At 64.1% G+C, this 13,795-nt stretch carries 15 protein-coding genes; 9 read left to right on the top strand and 6 right to left on the bottom strand.

What is annotated here, in order from left to right; translation table 11 throughout:
- Positions 1 to 20: 20 nt before the first annotated feature.
- From PI87_RS03680 to PI87_RS03665, 4 genes are read right to left on the bottom strand one after another with little or no spacing between them, the layout of a single operon-like run.
- Positions 21 to 1,061 (bottom strand): LacI family DNA-binding transcriptional regulator, encoded by a 1,041-nt coding sequence (locus PI87_RS03680; RefSeq protein WP_039596271.1) that lies wholly within the window; start codon positions 1,059 to 1,061, stop codon positions 21 to 23.
- Positions 1,062 to 1,080: 19 nt separating this feature from the next.
- Positions 1,081 to 2,115, bottom strand: a complete 1,035-nt coding sequence (locus PI87_RS03675; protein ID WP_052321382.1) for an ABC transporter permease — start codon at positions 2,113 to 2,115, stop codon at positions 1,081 to 1,083.
- On the bottom strand, positions 2,105 to 3,676 hold the full coding sequence (locus tag PI87_RS03670; protein ID WP_039596270.1) for a sugar ABC transporter ATP-binding protein: 1,572 nt from the start codon (positions 3,674 to 3,676) through the stop codon (positions 2,105 to 2,107). The genes PI87_RS03675 and PI87_RS03670 overlap by 11 nt, the downstream gene beginning before the upstream one ends.
- A 33-nt stretch (positions 3,677 to 3,709) precedes the next feature.
- The gene (locus PI87_RS03665) at positions 3,710 to 4,663 is read right to left on the bottom strand and encodes a sugar ABC transporter substrate-binding protein (RefSeq protein WP_039596269.1); all 954 of its coding nucleotides are present in this window, start codon (positions 4,661 to 4,663) and stop codon (positions 3,710 to 3,712) included.
- 425 nt (positions 4,664 to 5,088) lie between these two features.
- On the opposite strand from PI87_RS03665, the gene iscR reads away from it, so the two are divergent.
- The 9 genes from iscR (at position 5,089) to iscX (ending at position 11,150) form a co-directional block, all read left to right on the top strand.
- Complete coding sequence (iscR, locus tag PI87_RS03660; protein WP_039596268.1) at positions 5,089 to 5,682, top strand: Fe-S cluster assembly transcriptional regulator IscR; 594 nt, start codon at positions 5,089 to 5,091, stop codon at positions 5,680 to 5,682.
- 76 nt (positions 5,683 to 5,758) lie between these two features.
- A complete protein-coding gene (locus tag PI87_RS03655; protein ID WP_039596267.1) occupies positions 5,759 to 6,976 on the top strand; it encodes an IscS subfamily cysteine desulfurase in 1,218 nt (405 codons plus the stop codon).
- Between the two features lie 79 nt (positions 6,977 to 7,055).
- Positions 7,056 to 7,457 (top strand): Fe-S cluster assembly scaffold IscU, encoded by a 402-nt coding sequence (iscU, locus tag PI87_RS03650; protein WP_039596266.1) that lies wholly within the window; start codon positions 7,056 to 7,058, stop codon positions 7,455 to 7,457.
- A gap of 32 nt (positions 7,458 to 7,489) precedes the next feature.
- Positions 7,490 to 7,810 carry an iron-sulfur cluster assembly protein IscA gene (iscA, locus tag PI87_RS03645; RefSeq protein ID WP_039596265.1) on the top strand — a complete coding sequence of 107 codons (321 nt, stop codon included), beginning with the start codon at positions 7,490 to 7,492 and terminating at the stop codon, positions 7,808 to 7,810.
- Between the two features lie 10 nt (positions 7,811 to 7,820).
- Entirely contained in the window at positions 7,821 to 8,021 is a 201-nt protein-coding gene (locus PI87_RS03640) for a DUF3565 domain-containing protein (RefSeq protein WP_039596264.1), read from the top strand.
- A gap of 35 nt (positions 8,022 to 8,056) precedes the next feature.
- The gene (gene hscB / locus PI87_RS03635; protein ID WP_039596263.1) at positions 8,057 to 8,584 is read left to right on the top strand and encodes a Fe-S protein assembly co-chaperone HscB; all 528 of its coding nucleotides are present in this window, start codon (positions 8,057 to 8,059) and stop codon (positions 8,582 to 8,584) included.
- Between the two features lie 79 nt (positions 8,585 to 8,663).
- Complete coding sequence (hscA, locus tag PI87_RS03630) at positions 8,664 to 10,529, top strand: Fe-S protein assembly chaperone HscA (protein ID WP_039596262.1); 1,866 nt, start codon at positions 8,664 to 8,666, stop codon at positions 10,527 to 10,529.
- A 53-nt stretch (positions 10,530 to 10,582) separates the two neighbouring features.
- Entirely contained in the window at positions 10,583 to 10,921 is a 339-nt protein-coding gene (fdx, locus tag PI87_RS03625; RefSeq protein WP_039596261.1) for an ISC system 2Fe-2S type ferredoxin, read from the top strand.
- A 34-nt stretch (positions 10,922 to 10,955) separates the two neighbouring features.
- The gene (gene iscX / locus PI87_RS03620) at positions 10,956 to 11,150 is read left to right on the top strand and encodes a Fe-S cluster assembly protein IscX (protein ID WP_039596260.1); all 195 of its coding nucleotides are present in this window, start codon (positions 10,956 to 10,958) and stop codon (positions 11,148 to 11,150) included.
- Between the two features lie 78 nt (positions 11,151 to 11,228).
- Here the strand turns inward: iscX and PI87_RS03615 are convergent, their stop codons facing one another.
- Positions 11,229 to 11,981, bottom strand: a complete 753-nt coding sequence (locus tag PI87_RS03615; protein ID WP_039596259.1) for a glycine zipper 2TM domain-containing protein — start codon at positions 11,979 to 11,981, stop codon at positions 11,229 to 11,231.
- 270 nt (positions 11,982 to 12,251) lie between these two features.
- Positions 12,252 to 13,790 carry a lysine--tRNA ligase gene (gene lysS, locus PI87_RS03610; RefSeq protein WP_039596258.1) on the bottom strand — a complete coding sequence of 513 codons (1,539 nt, stop codon included), beginning with the start codon at positions 13,788 to 13,790 and terminating at the stop codon, positions 12,252 to 12,254.
- Positions 13,791 to 13,795 lie beyond the last annotated feature (5 nt).

The following is a 13,795-nucleotide window of genomic DNA, read 5'->3' as shown; positions in this document are numbered from 1 at the left end:
GAGAGGAAAGTGGTTCGATGTCAGGCCGCACGTGCCGGACGGGCCGGCTCGGCGGTCGACTCGCGCAGCGACAGCCGCGGCGGCAGCACAATGCGGCGCGCCTGCCGTTCGTCGACCGGATGGCGCATGGCGGCTTCGCTCAGGTGTTCGAGCAGCGTTTGGGCGGTGGTTTCGCCGAGCTGGCGGATCGACTGGCCGACGGTGGACAGCGCGGGGTAGACGTAGCGGCTGAGTTCGATGTCATCGAAGCCGATGATGGAGAGTGCTTTCGGCACCGGAATGCCCAACTCGGCCGCAGCACGCAGTGCGCCGATGCCCATCAGGTCGTTGCTGGCAAAGATGGCGGTGGGCATTTCGCCCTCGGTCAGCAGTTGGCGTGCGGCGCGGTAGCCACCGGGGCTGGTGAAGTCGCCTTCGGCAATGCGGGCGGAGGCTTCCGGCACACCGGCTTCGCGCAGTGCGCGATGGAAACCCGCCAGGCGGCCAGCCGTCACGCTCAGTTCCGACGGGCCGCTGATGCAGGCAATGCGCCGGTGGCCAAGCTCCAGCAGATGCTTGGTCGCCATGTACGCGCCTTCTTCGTGATCGACCTGCACCTGGTCGGCCTGGATACCTTCGGTCGGGCGGTCCACCATCACCACGGGCAGGGCGGATTCGCCCAGTGCCTCGATCAACGCGTTGTCCGGCCCGGCGCTGCTGACGATGATGCCGTCCACGCGCTTCTCCATCAGCACGCGCAGGTAGTCGCGCTGCTTGCGCGGGTCGTCGTCGGAGTTGCAGAGGATGACGCTGTAGCCGGCCGCAGCGCAGACGTCTTCAATGCCGCGTGCAAGCTCCGCAAAGTACGGGTTGGTGGCGGTCGGCACCAGCACGCCGATGGTGCGCGTAGTGCGGTGCTTGAGCGAGCGCGCCACTGCGCTGGGCACGTAGCGCGTGGCACGGATGGCCTCCTCCACGCGCTTGCGGGTCTCGGAGTTCACCGGCCTGGTGTTGTTGATGACGTGCGAGACGGTGGTGAACGAAACTCCGGCCAATGCGGCCACGTCCTTGATGGTTGCCATGTCGATCTCCTCTGTCTCTTTAGTGGTGCTTGCTACGACCGGATTGGTTGCCGGATCGGCTGTTGCGTCTGCTGCGATACGTATCCATGACCACGGCCGCGACGATGACCGCGCCCGTGATGATGCGTTTGGTGGGCTCGGAGGCGCCGATCTGTGCGAGGCCTGCCTCAAGCACCGAGATGATCAGTACGCCGAACAGCGTGCGCGCGACTGAACCGCGTCCGCCCATCAGGCTCGTGCCGCCGATCACCACGGCCGCGATCACCTGCAGTTCCATGCCCACGCCCGCGTTCGGGTCGGCTGCTTCCAGTCGTGATACCTGGAACAGCGCGGCCAGGCCCGACAGCAGCCCCATCAGCGCGAACACCGCGATCTTGTAAGGGTGCGGGTTCACGCCCGCCAGCCGCACGGCCTCTTCATTGGTGCCGATGGCGACGAGGTAGCGCCCGAACACCGTGCGCACCAGCACGATCTGGCCGATCACCGTGACCGCAATCGCAATCAGGAACGACGGCGCGATGCCCAGCGCGATCGGGTTGGCCATCCAGTCGACCGCGCTGCCGATGTAGGCGGTGCGCGAATCAGTCAGGCTGTAGGCGAGGCCGCGCGCCATTTCCAGCACACCCAGCGAGACGATGAACGACGGAATGCCCCAGTGCACCGTGACCGTGCCGGTCACCGCACCGGCTGCCGTCGCCACCACCACGCCCGCCAGCGCTGCGGGCAGCACGCCCCAGCCCAGCCTGGTCATGGCAATCGACAGCACCGAGGCCGCCAGCGCCAGCACCGAGCCCACCGATAGATCAATGCCGCCGATCATCAGGATGAAGGTCATGCCCACCGCCATCACCAGCAGGTCGGGGATTTCGTTGGCGATGGTGGTGAAGGTGGGCAGCGTGAAGAACGTGGGCGACAGCGTGCCAAACAGCACGAGCATCGCGATCAGCGCGGCCAGCAGCCCACCGATGGCGCCGAGCGACATGCCCACCGCGGCGCGTGATGTCGCTGGCGTGTTGTTGGTACCGGCCGGCGGCAGGGTGGAATCAGAGCGCATCGGCGGTCTCCGGAGATGACTTGGGGGCCGGCGGGTTGGATTCGCCGAAAGCGGCAGCGAGCAGGGCGTCTTGGCTCCAACCGCCGCGTGGGAAGATCTGCGTGAGGCGCCCGGCGCGCATGACGCCAATGCGGTCACACAATTGCATCAGCTCGCGCAGATCACTGGACACCACCACGAGGGCCTTGCCGCGTGCGGCCAGTGCATCGAGCAGGGCGTAGATATCGAACTTGGCGCCGACATCCACGCCGCGTGTTGGCTCGTCGAACAGCAGCACGGGCGTATCGCGCTCCAGCCAGCGGGCAATCGCTACCTTTTGCTGGTTGCCGCCGGAGAGTTCGCCTACTGGCTGCTCCGGCCCGGCGCAGCGGATGCGCAGCGCGCCGATGTGCCGCTCCGCCAGTGCTCGCTCGCGCGCAGGCTGCAGCCAGCCGCGCTTGGTCACGCCCGGCATATTGCCCAGTGCGATGTTGGTGGCGATGGGCAGGCCCAGCATCAGGCCTTCGTCCTTGCGGTCTTCGGTGAGCAGGCTGATGCCTTGGCGCACTGCGTCACCGGGCGAGTGGATACGCACCGGCTTGAGCGGCGAGCCCGCTTCGATGGTGCCAGCGTCCGCGCGGTCCGCGCCGAAGATCAGGCGCAGCAACTCCGTGCGTCCCGCACCCACCAAGCCAGCAATGCCAAAGATTTCGCCCGGCGCCACCTCGAACGACACGTCACGCACTGCCGATGCACGTGTGAGTCCAGTCACGCGCAGGGCGGGGGACCCATCGCCGGGCCACGGTTCGCGTACGGCACGTTCCCCCTCAGATGAAGCGGCGACGTCACGCCCGACCATCGCCTGAATCAACGCGTCTTGCGTGACGGTGGCGGCGGGCGCATCGGTCATTCGCTTGCCGTCGCGCAGCACGACGATGCGGTCGGCAATGCGCGCCAACTCATCGAGCCGGTGTGAGATGTAAATGATCGCCACGCCCTCGCGGCGTAGTGCGTCGATGCGCGCGAACAGCGTCGCACTTTCGTGCGCGCTCAACATGGCAGTCGGCTCGTCGAGGATCAGCACGCGGCAAGCGCTGGCCAGCGCGCGGGCGATCTCGATCATCTGCCGGTGGCCAATGCCGAGCGTGTCCACGGGTGTCCACGGATCGAGGTCCAGGCCGACACGGGCGAGGGCTTGCTCGGCCTGGCGGCGCAGCGTGGGGCGGTCGACAAAGCCCAGCCGGCGCGGCAACTGGCCGAGAAACAGGTTCTCGGCCACTGTCAGCGTGGGCACCATGCTCAGTTCCTGCAGCACCATGCGCACGCCCAGCGCTTCCGCCGCGCTGCGCGAAGCCGGCGCGTACCCCGTGCCCGCGAGCGTCATCGAACCGGACGTTGCCGTCTCCAGCCCGCAGAGGATCTTGGAGAGCGTGCTCTTGCCCGCGCCGTTCTCGCCCGTCAACGCAAGCACCTCGCCGGCGTACACGTCGAGATCGATCTCGCGCAGCACGGGGGCGGCGTAGTGCTTGCTGATGGCCGAGGCGCGCAGCAGTGGCGGGCGCGGTTCGTGGGCGGTGGACATGGCTGGCGGCGGCTTGCCTGTCTATCTATCAGGTCAGGCGCGCGTGACGAGGTTGACCGGCGTCTCTACAACGCCCGACAACTTCGCCTGCGGCGTCTTGGCGGCCAAGGCCTTCAGCGCGGTCTCGATGCCATACACCGCTTGCTGGTCGGCGTGCTGGTCTGCCGTGGCCACCACGCGCCCGTCGGCCAGCATGGCCTTGATGGCATCGATGTTGTCGTAGCCGCCAATCAGCACCTTGCCCAGCTTGCCCGCCGCACGCACGGCCGACACAGCGCCAATCGCCATGTTGTCGTTGCCGCACAGCAGGGCCTTGAGATCAGGCTGTGCACGCAGCATGGCGGCGGCCACCTTGTTGCCCTTGTCGATTTCCCATTCGCCCGACTGCACGCCGGTGACCTTCAGCTTGGCAGCCTCGGCCGCGTCCTTGAAGCCGGCAGTGCGCTGCTGGGCATTGGTGGTGGTCGGAATGCCCTCGATGATGCCCACCTCGTCGCCCGGCTTGAGCGCCTTGGCGACAAAATCACCCACCAGGCGCGCACCCTTGCGGTTGTCCGGGCCAACGAAGGGCACGTTCAGTCCCTTCTCCTTGAGCGCAGCCGGGTCCAGCCGGTTGTCGATATTGATGACGAGGATGCCCGCGTCCACCGCCTTCTTGACCACCGGCACCATCGCCTTGGAATCGGCCGGTGCCAGCACCAGCGCATCCACGCGCGCGACGATCATCTGTTCGACCAGGCGGATCTGGCCGCCGGTATCGGTCTCGTCACGAATGCCGTTGCACAGCAGCGTGTAGTCGGCGGCGTGCTCCTTCTGATGCTTGCGCGCACCGGTCTCCATGGTCAGGAAGAACTCGTTGGCCAGCGACTTCATCACCAGCGCCACTTTGGGGGGCTGATTGGCGGCACGCGCGAGTGAGAACGGCAGAGCAAGGGCTACAGCGGAGCCCGCGCCAAGTTGCAGGGCGCGGCGGCGACGGATATCCATGGTGTCTCCTCCAGGAAGGGGGCCTGTCTAGGGCTTGGGTGGAGGCGGTCGTCGTTACCCTGGGATTCGTAAGCTATTCCTAAGGGCAATCGCGCCGCGTCGTTCGCAAACGTTTGCGTATCCAACAGTCTCGGTGGCCCCGTAACAAAAGTCAATGGATTTAGGTTGTCCGTTGCATAAGGAAAACCCGCATTGGTGGCGCTTCGCGCATGGCGCTAGCAAGGTGCAGTGCAGGAGTGGCGAGATGGCCCTACCCGACGTGGTTGATTGTTTTAGTCCACAATACGGCCTGCCGCGCGGTTGCCCACCCAGGTGGGACCAGCAAATCCCCTTGCTGCGACGCGGAATCCCCCGACACCTTAGTTGACCGATTTTGTCGGGTTCCTTTATACTTGAGCAAAACGATCAGGTATTTCCCCGACGCTATGAGATTGACCACCAAAGGCCGCTTTGCGGTCACCGCCATGATTGACTTGGCGCTGCGCCAAGAGCAGGGTCCGGTCACGCTGGCTGGCATCAGCCAGCGCCAGAAGATTTCGCTGTCGTACCTTGAGCAACTGTTCGGCAAGCTGCGCCGCCACGAAATCGTGGAAAGCGTGCGCGGTCCGGGCGGCGGCTACAGCCTCGCGCGCCGTGCCGACGACGTTACCGTTGCCGACATCATCATCGCCGTGGATGAGCCTCTCGATGCCACCCAGTGCGGCGGCAAGGGCAATTGCGGCGGCGAAGAGCATGCCGCCGGGCAGAGCGGCCGCTGCATGACGCATGACCTGTGGGCGACGCTCAACCAGAAGATGGTCGAGTATCTCGACTCGGTGTCGCTGCAGAACCTGGTCGACCAGCAACGCGAACGCCAGCCCGAAGTGATTCAGGACATGCGTGACGCGCGCCCGGCCCGCCGCGAACGTGCGCCGGCCCGTGCCCGTAGCGTTGATACGTCCGTCACCACGTCGGTGGCCGCCGAGCCAGTCAAGCGTCCGCCGTTGGTCAACTCCGTTTTCAGCCTGGCGCAGTCGTGATTGCGCCAGCGTGAGGTCCGGCCACCGAGCCAGTCCCACACATAGAACATCGCCCCCCACACAAGGCAGACAAGATATGAGCACCCCGCATCTTCCCATCTACATGGACTATTCCGCGACGACGCCGGTGGACCCGCGCGTGGTCGACAAGATGATCCCGTACCTGCGTGAGAGCTTCGGTAATCCGGCCTCGCGCAGCCACCCGTTTGGCTGGGAAGCTGAAAAGGCTGTCGAGACCGCGCGCGAGCAAGTTGCCGCGCTGGTGAACGCTGATCCGCGCGAAATCGTGTGGACGTCGGGTGCCACCGAGTCCGACAACCTGGCGATCAAGGGCGCGGCCAACTTCTACAGCAGCAAGGGCAAGCACATCATCACCGTCAAGACCGAGCACAAGGCTGTGCTGGACACGACGCGTGAGTTGGAGCGCCAGGGCTTTGAAGTGACGTATCTGGACGTGCAGGACAACGGCCTGATCGATATCGAAGTCTTCAAGCAAGCCATTCGCCCGGACACCATCCTCGCCTCGGTGATGATGGTCAACAACGAGATCGGCGTCATTCAGGACATCGAACAACTCGGCGAGATCTGCCGCGAGAAGGGCGTGATCTTCCACGTCGATGCCGCACAGGCCACGGGCAAGGTGGTGATTGACCTGCAGAAGCTGAAGGTCGACCTGATGTCGTTCTCGGCACACAAGACGTATGGCCCGAAGGGCATCGGTGCGCTGTACGTGCGCCGCAAGCCGCGTATCCGCATCGAAGCGCAGATGCACGGCGGTGGTCACGAGCGCGGCATGCGCTCAGGTACGCTGGCCACGCATCAGATCGTTGGCATGGGCGAAGCCTTCCGCATCGCTCAGGAAGAGATGGCCACCGAGAACGAGCGCATCCGTATGCTGCGTGACCGCCTGTACCGCGGCCTGAACACGATGGAAGAGGTGTACGTGAACGGCGACATGGAAGCCCGTGTGCCGCACAACCTGAACATCAGCTTCAACTTTGTGGAAGGTGAGTCGCTGATCATGGCGATCAAGGACGTTGCCGTGTCGTCGGGCTCGGCTTGCACATCGGCATCGCTGGAGCCGTCGTACGTGCTGCGCGCCTTGGGCCGCAACGACGAACTGGCGCACAGCTCGATCCGCTTCACGGTCGGCCGCTTCACGACGGAAGAAGAAGTCGACTACGTGGTCGAACTGCTCAAGGGCAAGATCGGCAAGCTGCGCGACCTGTCTCCGCTGTGGGAGATGTACAAGGACGGCGTGGATCTGAACAGCATTCAATGGGCGGCGCACTAAGCGCGGCGTTTGACGGACAACGGATAAACGGCGGTACTGGTATCAGTAGGCGCCAGCCAACGATTGAAAGAGGTGTGAAATGTCTTACAGCAACCAAGTTCTGGACCACTACGAAAACCCCCGCAACGTCGGTTCCTTCGAGAAAGGCGACGACACGGTCGGTACCGGCATGGTCGGCGCGCCGGCCTGCGGCGACGTGATGAAGCTGCAGATCAAGGTCAACGAGCAGGGCGTGATTGAAGACGCAAAGTTCAAGACCTACGGCTGCGGCTCGGCCATCGCCTCGTCGTCGCTGGTGACGGAGTGGGTGAAGGGCAAGACGCTGGACCAAGCACTGGAAATTCGCAACACGGCCATCGCTGAAGAACTGGCCCTGCCGCCGGTGAAGATTCACTGCTCGATCCTGGCGGAAGACGCCATCAAGGCGGCTGTGGCCGACTACAAGGAAAAGCACGGCACTGCCGAGCAGAAGGCTGCTTGAGTGTTGGGCCGGATCGATAGAAAGGACGCAGCATGATCACCCTGACCGACAAGGCCGCGCAGCACGTCTCCCGCTACCTGACCCGCCGTGGCAAGGGTGTGGGCCTGCGCCTGGGCGTGAAGACCACGGGTTGCTCGGGCTTGGCTTACAAGCTCGAATACGCGGACGAGATTGCCGCAGAAGACCAGGTGTTCGAATCCAACGGCATCAAGGTGATCGTCGATCCGAAAAGCCTGCCGTACATTGATGGTACCGAGTTGGACTTTGCACGCGAAGGGTTGAACGAAGGCTTCCGTTTCAACAACCCGAACGTGAAGGACGAGTGCGGTTGCGGCGAGTCGTTCCGCGTCTGAGCGGGAAGATTTGAAGCAAGCGATTGTCGGTTTCGAGCGGGACGAGGAAGGCCACTGGGTCGCCCGTCTCGCTTGCGGACACGGCCAGCACATGCGCCATGATCCGCCCTGGCAACAACGGCCCTGGACCGAAACCGAAGCCGGGCGCGCCAGCAAGATCGGCGTGGTGGTGGAGTGCCTGAAGTGCGATCGGGGCGAACCGGTCGAATAAGCAACACAAAGGCGGCATAGCCGCTTTTTTTATTCATGAACTCCAGCGATACGCATTTCTCCCTCTTCGGTCTGCCCGAACACTTCGAGGTCGACGACGACACGCTGAACGCCGCGTACCGCACCGTGCAATCGCAGGCGCACCCGGATCGCTACGCCCATGCGGGTGACGCCGAGCGCCGTGTCGCCATGCAATGGGCCACGCGCGCCAACGAGGCGTATCAGACACTGCGCGATCCGCTCAAGCGCGCCACGTATCTGCTGCATTTGCGCGGCATTGATGTGCAGGCCGAGAACAATACGGCCATGCCGCCCGCGTTCCTGATGCAGCAGATGGAGTGGCGCGAGTCGCTGGGCGATGCCAAGGCCGAGCGCGACGTCGATGCGCTGGACTCGCTGCTCGGCATGCTGCGCAAGGAAAAGCGCACGCGCTACGCTGCGCTGGCGGGGCTGCTCAACGGTGACGGCAACAGCGCCGCAGCCGCAGATGCGGTTCGCCAGCTGATGTTCATTGAAAAGATCGAGCGCGACACTGCCGAGGCAATCGACCGGCTGGACGACTAGAACACGAGACTTTGCGACAATATTGGGTTGGGCACAGCCTGCTGCATTGGCAACCGCACCCGCGCAATCGAGACATCCCATGGCTTTACTGCAGATTTCCGAACCCGGCGAATCGCCCGCACCGCACCAGCGCCGTCTGGCGGTGGGCATCGACCTGGGCACGACCAACTCGCTGGTAGCGTCCGTACGCAGTAGCGTGCCGGAAGTGTTGCCCGATGATCAGGGCCGCCCGCTGCTGCCCTCCGTGGTGCGCTATCTGCCGACGGGCGGCGCGCATATCGGCTACAAGGCCCAGGCCGAAGCCGTGCGTGACCCGAAGAACACCATCATTTCGGTTAAGCGCTTCATGGGCCGCGGCCTGAAGGACGTCGTTCACATCGAGAACACGCCGTACGACTTTGTCGACGCGCCCGGCATGGTGCAGCTCAAGACCGTGGCCGGCGTGAAGAGCCCGGTGGAGGTGTCGGCGGAGATTCTCGCCACGCTGCGCCAGCGCGCGGAAGACACGCTGGGCGATGATCTCGTCGGCGCCGTGATCACCGTGCCGGCGTACTTTGACGATGCGCAGCGCCAAGCTACGAAGGACGCGGCCAAGCTGGCTGGCTTGAACGTGCTGCGCCTGCTGAATGAGCCGACCGCTGCTGCCATTGCCTATGGCCTCGACAACGCAGCCGAGGGCATCTACGCGGTCTACGACCTGGGTGGCGGCACGTTCGACATCTCCGTGCTCAAACTCACCAAGGGCGTGTTCGAGGTGATGTCGACGGGTGGCGATTCCGCGCTGGGCGGCGATGATTTCGACCAGCGCATCGTGTGCTGGATCGTCGAGCAGGCTGGTCTGCAGCCGCTGTCGGCCGAAGACACGCGCCTGCTGCTGAACAAGGCGCGTGCCGCCAAGGAATGGCTCTCCACTGCCGATAGCACCGAGGTTGACGCCGTGCTTTCCACCGGCGAGACCGTGCACCTCGTGCTGACCACCGAGACCTTTGCCGAGCTGACCGCCAATCTCGTGCAGAAGACGCTGTCGCCCGTGCGCCGCGCACTGCGCGATGCGGGGGTCACCGTGGAAGAGGTGAAAGGCGTGGTGCTGGTGGGCGGCGCGACACGCATGCCGATCATCCGACGCGCGGTCGGCCAACTGTTTGGCCGTACGCCGCTCACGAATCTGGACCCGGACCAAGTGGTCGCCATCGGCGCGGCCATGCAGGCCAACTTGTTGGCCGGTAACCGCGCACCGGGCGAAGACTGGCTGCTGCTCGACGTGATTCCGCTGTCGCTGGGCGTCGAGACGATGGGCGGCCTGGTCGAGAAGATCATCCCGCGCAACAGCACGATTCCCGTGGCGCGCGCGCAGGAGTTCACCACCTTCAAGGATGGCCAGACCGCCATGGCGATCCACGTGCTGCAGGGCGAGCGCGAACTGGCGAGCGACTGCCGCTCGCTGGCGCGCTTCGAACTGCGCGGCATTCCGCCGATGGTGGCGGGCGCCGCACGTATCCGCGTGACGTATCAGGTGGATGCGGATGGCCTGCTGTCGGTGGCCGCACGCGAAACGGTGTCGGGCGTGGAAGCATCGATTGCCGTCAAGCCTTCGTACGGCCTGGGTGATAACGACATCGCACGCATGCTGCAAGAAGGTTTCCAATCTGCCGAGGACGACATGCGACGCCGCGCACTGGCGGAAGAGCGTGTCGAAGGCGAACGCCTGCTCGAAGCGCTGACGCAGGCGCTGGCGGCTGATGGCGATCTGCTGTCGCCCGAAGAGCGTGCCGCCATCGATGCCGAAATCGCTGCGCTGCGCACCACCATCGAGGGCGAAGACCACCGCGCCATCAAGGACGCTGTGGATGCGCTCTCGCACGGCACCGACGAATTTGCTGCACGCCGCATGGACCGCGGCATTCGCAAGGCGCTGGCCGGCAAACGTATCGAGGAGCTTGGCTGACCGATTCACGATCGGCGGCCGTGTTCCCAACCTTTTATTGAACGAGTTTTTTCATGCCACAAATCGTCATCCTTCCTCACGTCGAGTACTGCCCGGAAGGGGCCGTGATCGAAGCCAAGACCGGCACGACCATCTGCGATGCGCTGCTGGGTGCAGACATCGAGATCGAGCACGCCTGCGAGAAATCGTGTGCCTGCACGACCTGCCACGTGATCGTGCGCGAGGGTTTCAACTCGCTGGATGAGGCGACTGAGAAGGAAGAAGACCTACTCGACAAGGCCTGGGGCCTGGAGCCGAACTCGCGCCTGTCGTGCCAAGCCAAGGTGGCGGATACGGACCTGACGGTCGAGATCCCGAAGTACACCATCAACCACGCCAAGGAAAACCACTGAGCCGCGCGGCCGGTGGTGGAACGGGAGCCTCAACATGAAATGGAATGACATCCAGCAGATCGCGGAAGCGCTGTACGACAAGTACCCGGACGTCGATCCGACGCGCCTGAGCTTCGTCGACCTGCACAACAAGGTCGTCGAACTGGATGGCTTTGACGACGACCACAAACGCGGCGGCGAAAAATTCCTTGAAGCGATCCAGCAGGCGTGGATCGACGAAGCGGAATAAGCGTGCAGCGCAAACGCACACGCATGAAAAAACCGGCCTGAAGGCCGGTTTTTCTTTTGGCGCGTGAGCGACTGCGAGTCAGCCAGCCACCAGCGTGCCGTTCTCGATATGCACGCGCTCACCAGCTTGGAAGCCCGGTGCTGCCTTGTAGGTGAAGCTGCGGTTCGTGCCGTTGTCCATGCGCACGTTCACGCGGTACTGGGTGTCACGGCTGTAGTAGTTTTCCGCCACGTGGCCCCCGTAGCCGCCCGCCACCGCGCCGCCCACCGTGGCGAGCGTGCGGCCGTTGCCGCGGCCGATCTGGTTACCCAGCAAGCCGCCCACGACTGCACCGCCAATCATGCCGAGGCCGGTTTCCTTGCCTTGCGTGGTGATCGGGGTGATCGACGTCACACGGCCAGCGTACGGGCTGGCTGTCGGGCGCGGCTGCTGCGTTTGTGCATAGCTCGGGCTAGTTGACGGTGCTCGCTCTGCATAGGCCGGTTGGCGTGCCGGCGAAGGCTGCGGCGCCATGTTCTGTGCCGGATACGGTGCGGCTTGGTTGGGCTGCGTCGTCTGGCCCGGAGCGGCCAGTGCCATCGGAGCGGAAGCGCCTGGCGCTGCCGTTGCCGATTGCGCTGCGACGTTCGGATCGGTGCTGCCCTGCGTAGCCTTCGAGATCGGCAGCACGCCGGTAATGGCGGCCACCGCCGTCAGGCTGGCGATGATCACGGCAACAGCGGCCGTGGCCATCAGCGGATGCATGCGGCGCGAATTCGGGGTCGGGGTCACTTGGCCCGGCGACGTGCCGCCGTAGGGTTGACCTTGGTTCGGTTGGATGTTGTTGTTCATCATCGTTCTCCTGCGGCCGTGATCGTTAGTGATCGTTTTGGCCCTGCGATGATCACAGTGTGGTTCATCGCCCAAACGGATGCCGTTTTAATTTGTAAGCATCTGTAGCTCGATTTTCTCTTTAAAAATCATGTGCTTGGCGCGCTTTGATACACATTGTAAAGTCAGGGGGATGTTACAAATAGCGGGGTGGGCGCGTGAACTGCGCTCGCGCGTGCAATGAAAAACGCCCCCGGAGGGGCGTTCTTTTCAGGCCAATGTTCCGGACGATCAGTCTTCGCGGCGCAGGTGCGGGAAGAGGATCACGTCGCGGATGTTCGGGCTGTCGGTCAGCAGCATCACCAGGCGGTCGATGCCGATGCCGCAGCCGCCCGTCGGGGGCATGCCGTATTCCAGGGCGCGGATGTAGTCAGCGTCGTAGAACATGGCTTCTTCGTCACCGGCATCCTTCTGTTCGACCTGCTTGCGGAAGCGTTCCGCCTGGTCTTCCGCGTCATTCAACTCCGAGAAGCCGTTGGCGATTTCGCGGCCGGTGATGAACAGCTCGAAACGCTCGGTGATGCCCGGTTGCGTATCGGAGGCGCGTGCCAGCGGCGACACTTCGACCGGGTAGTCGATGATGAAGGTCGGCTCCCACAGTTGCGACTCGGCCGTCTCTTCAAACAGCACCAGTTGCAGTGTGCCCACGCCGGCGTTCAGGAATTGCGGCGCGTTGGTGTCGATCTTGAACTTCTTCAGCTCGGCGCGCAGGAAGTCGACATCAGCCAGTTGCGCGTCGGTGTAGTGCGGCGCGTACTTCTGGATCGCTTGGCAAATCGTCAGGCGGTGGAACGGCTTGGCCAGATCCAGCTCGCGGCCGCCGTAGGTGAGGGTCGCGGTGCCCGAAGCGTCGATCGCGGCTTGGCGAATCAGGTTCTCGGTGAAGTCCATCAGCCAGCGGTAGTCCGTGTAGGCCGCGTAGAACTCCATCATCGTGAACTCGGGGTTGTGGCGCGGGCTCACCCCTTCGTTACGGAAGTTGCGGTTGATTTCGAACACGCGATCAAAGCCGCCAACGATCAGGCGCTTGAGGTACAGCTCCGGCGCGATGCGCAGGAACATCTGCATGTCCAGCGCGTTGTGGTGCGTGATGAACGGCTTGGCCGCCGCGCCGCCCGGAATCGGGTGCAGCATCGGCGTTTCCACTTCCATGAAACCGTTGCCGGCCATGAAGTTGCGCAGCGAGGCCATGGCCTTGGTGCGGGCACGGAAGGTGTCGCGCGTTTCCTTCGAGACGATCAGGTCGACGTAGCGCTGGCGGTACTTCACTTCCTGGTCGGCCAAACCATAGAAGTCGCCTGGCAGCGGGCGCAGGCTCTTGGAGAGCAGGCGCAGCTCCGTCACGGCGACGGACAGCTCGCCGGTCTTGGTCTTCATCAGCGTGCCGCGGGCGGCGACGATGTCACCCAGATCCCACTTCTTGAAGCTGGCGTAGACGTCTTCGCCTACCGCGTCGCGGCTGATGTAGAACTGGATGCGGTCGGTGCTGTCTTGCACGGTGGCAAAGCTGGCCTTGCCCATCACGCGCTTGAGCATCATGCGGCCGGCAATCGCCACTTGCACCGGCTCGGCTTCCAGTGCGGTCTGCTCAAGCTCACGGTACTTGGCTTGCAGATCGCCGGCGTGGTGCGTCGGGCGGAAATCGTTCGGGAAGGCCACGCCTTGCTGGCGGATCTCTGCCAGCTTCTCGCGGCGCTCGGCGATGATCTTGTTGTCATCCTGCGCGGGCACGACGGCGTTCGATTCGGCCGGGTTGTTCTGTTCGGTCATGGTGG

Origin of the sequence: Ralstonia sp. A12, assembly GCF_000801955.1 — a bacterium.
GTDB lineage: Bacteria > Pseudomonadota > Gammaproteobacteria > Burkholderiales > Burkholderiaceae > Ralstonia.
The sequence above is the reverse complement of the archived record's forward strand: the minus strand, read 5'-3'. Positions and strand labels throughout refer to the sequence as shown.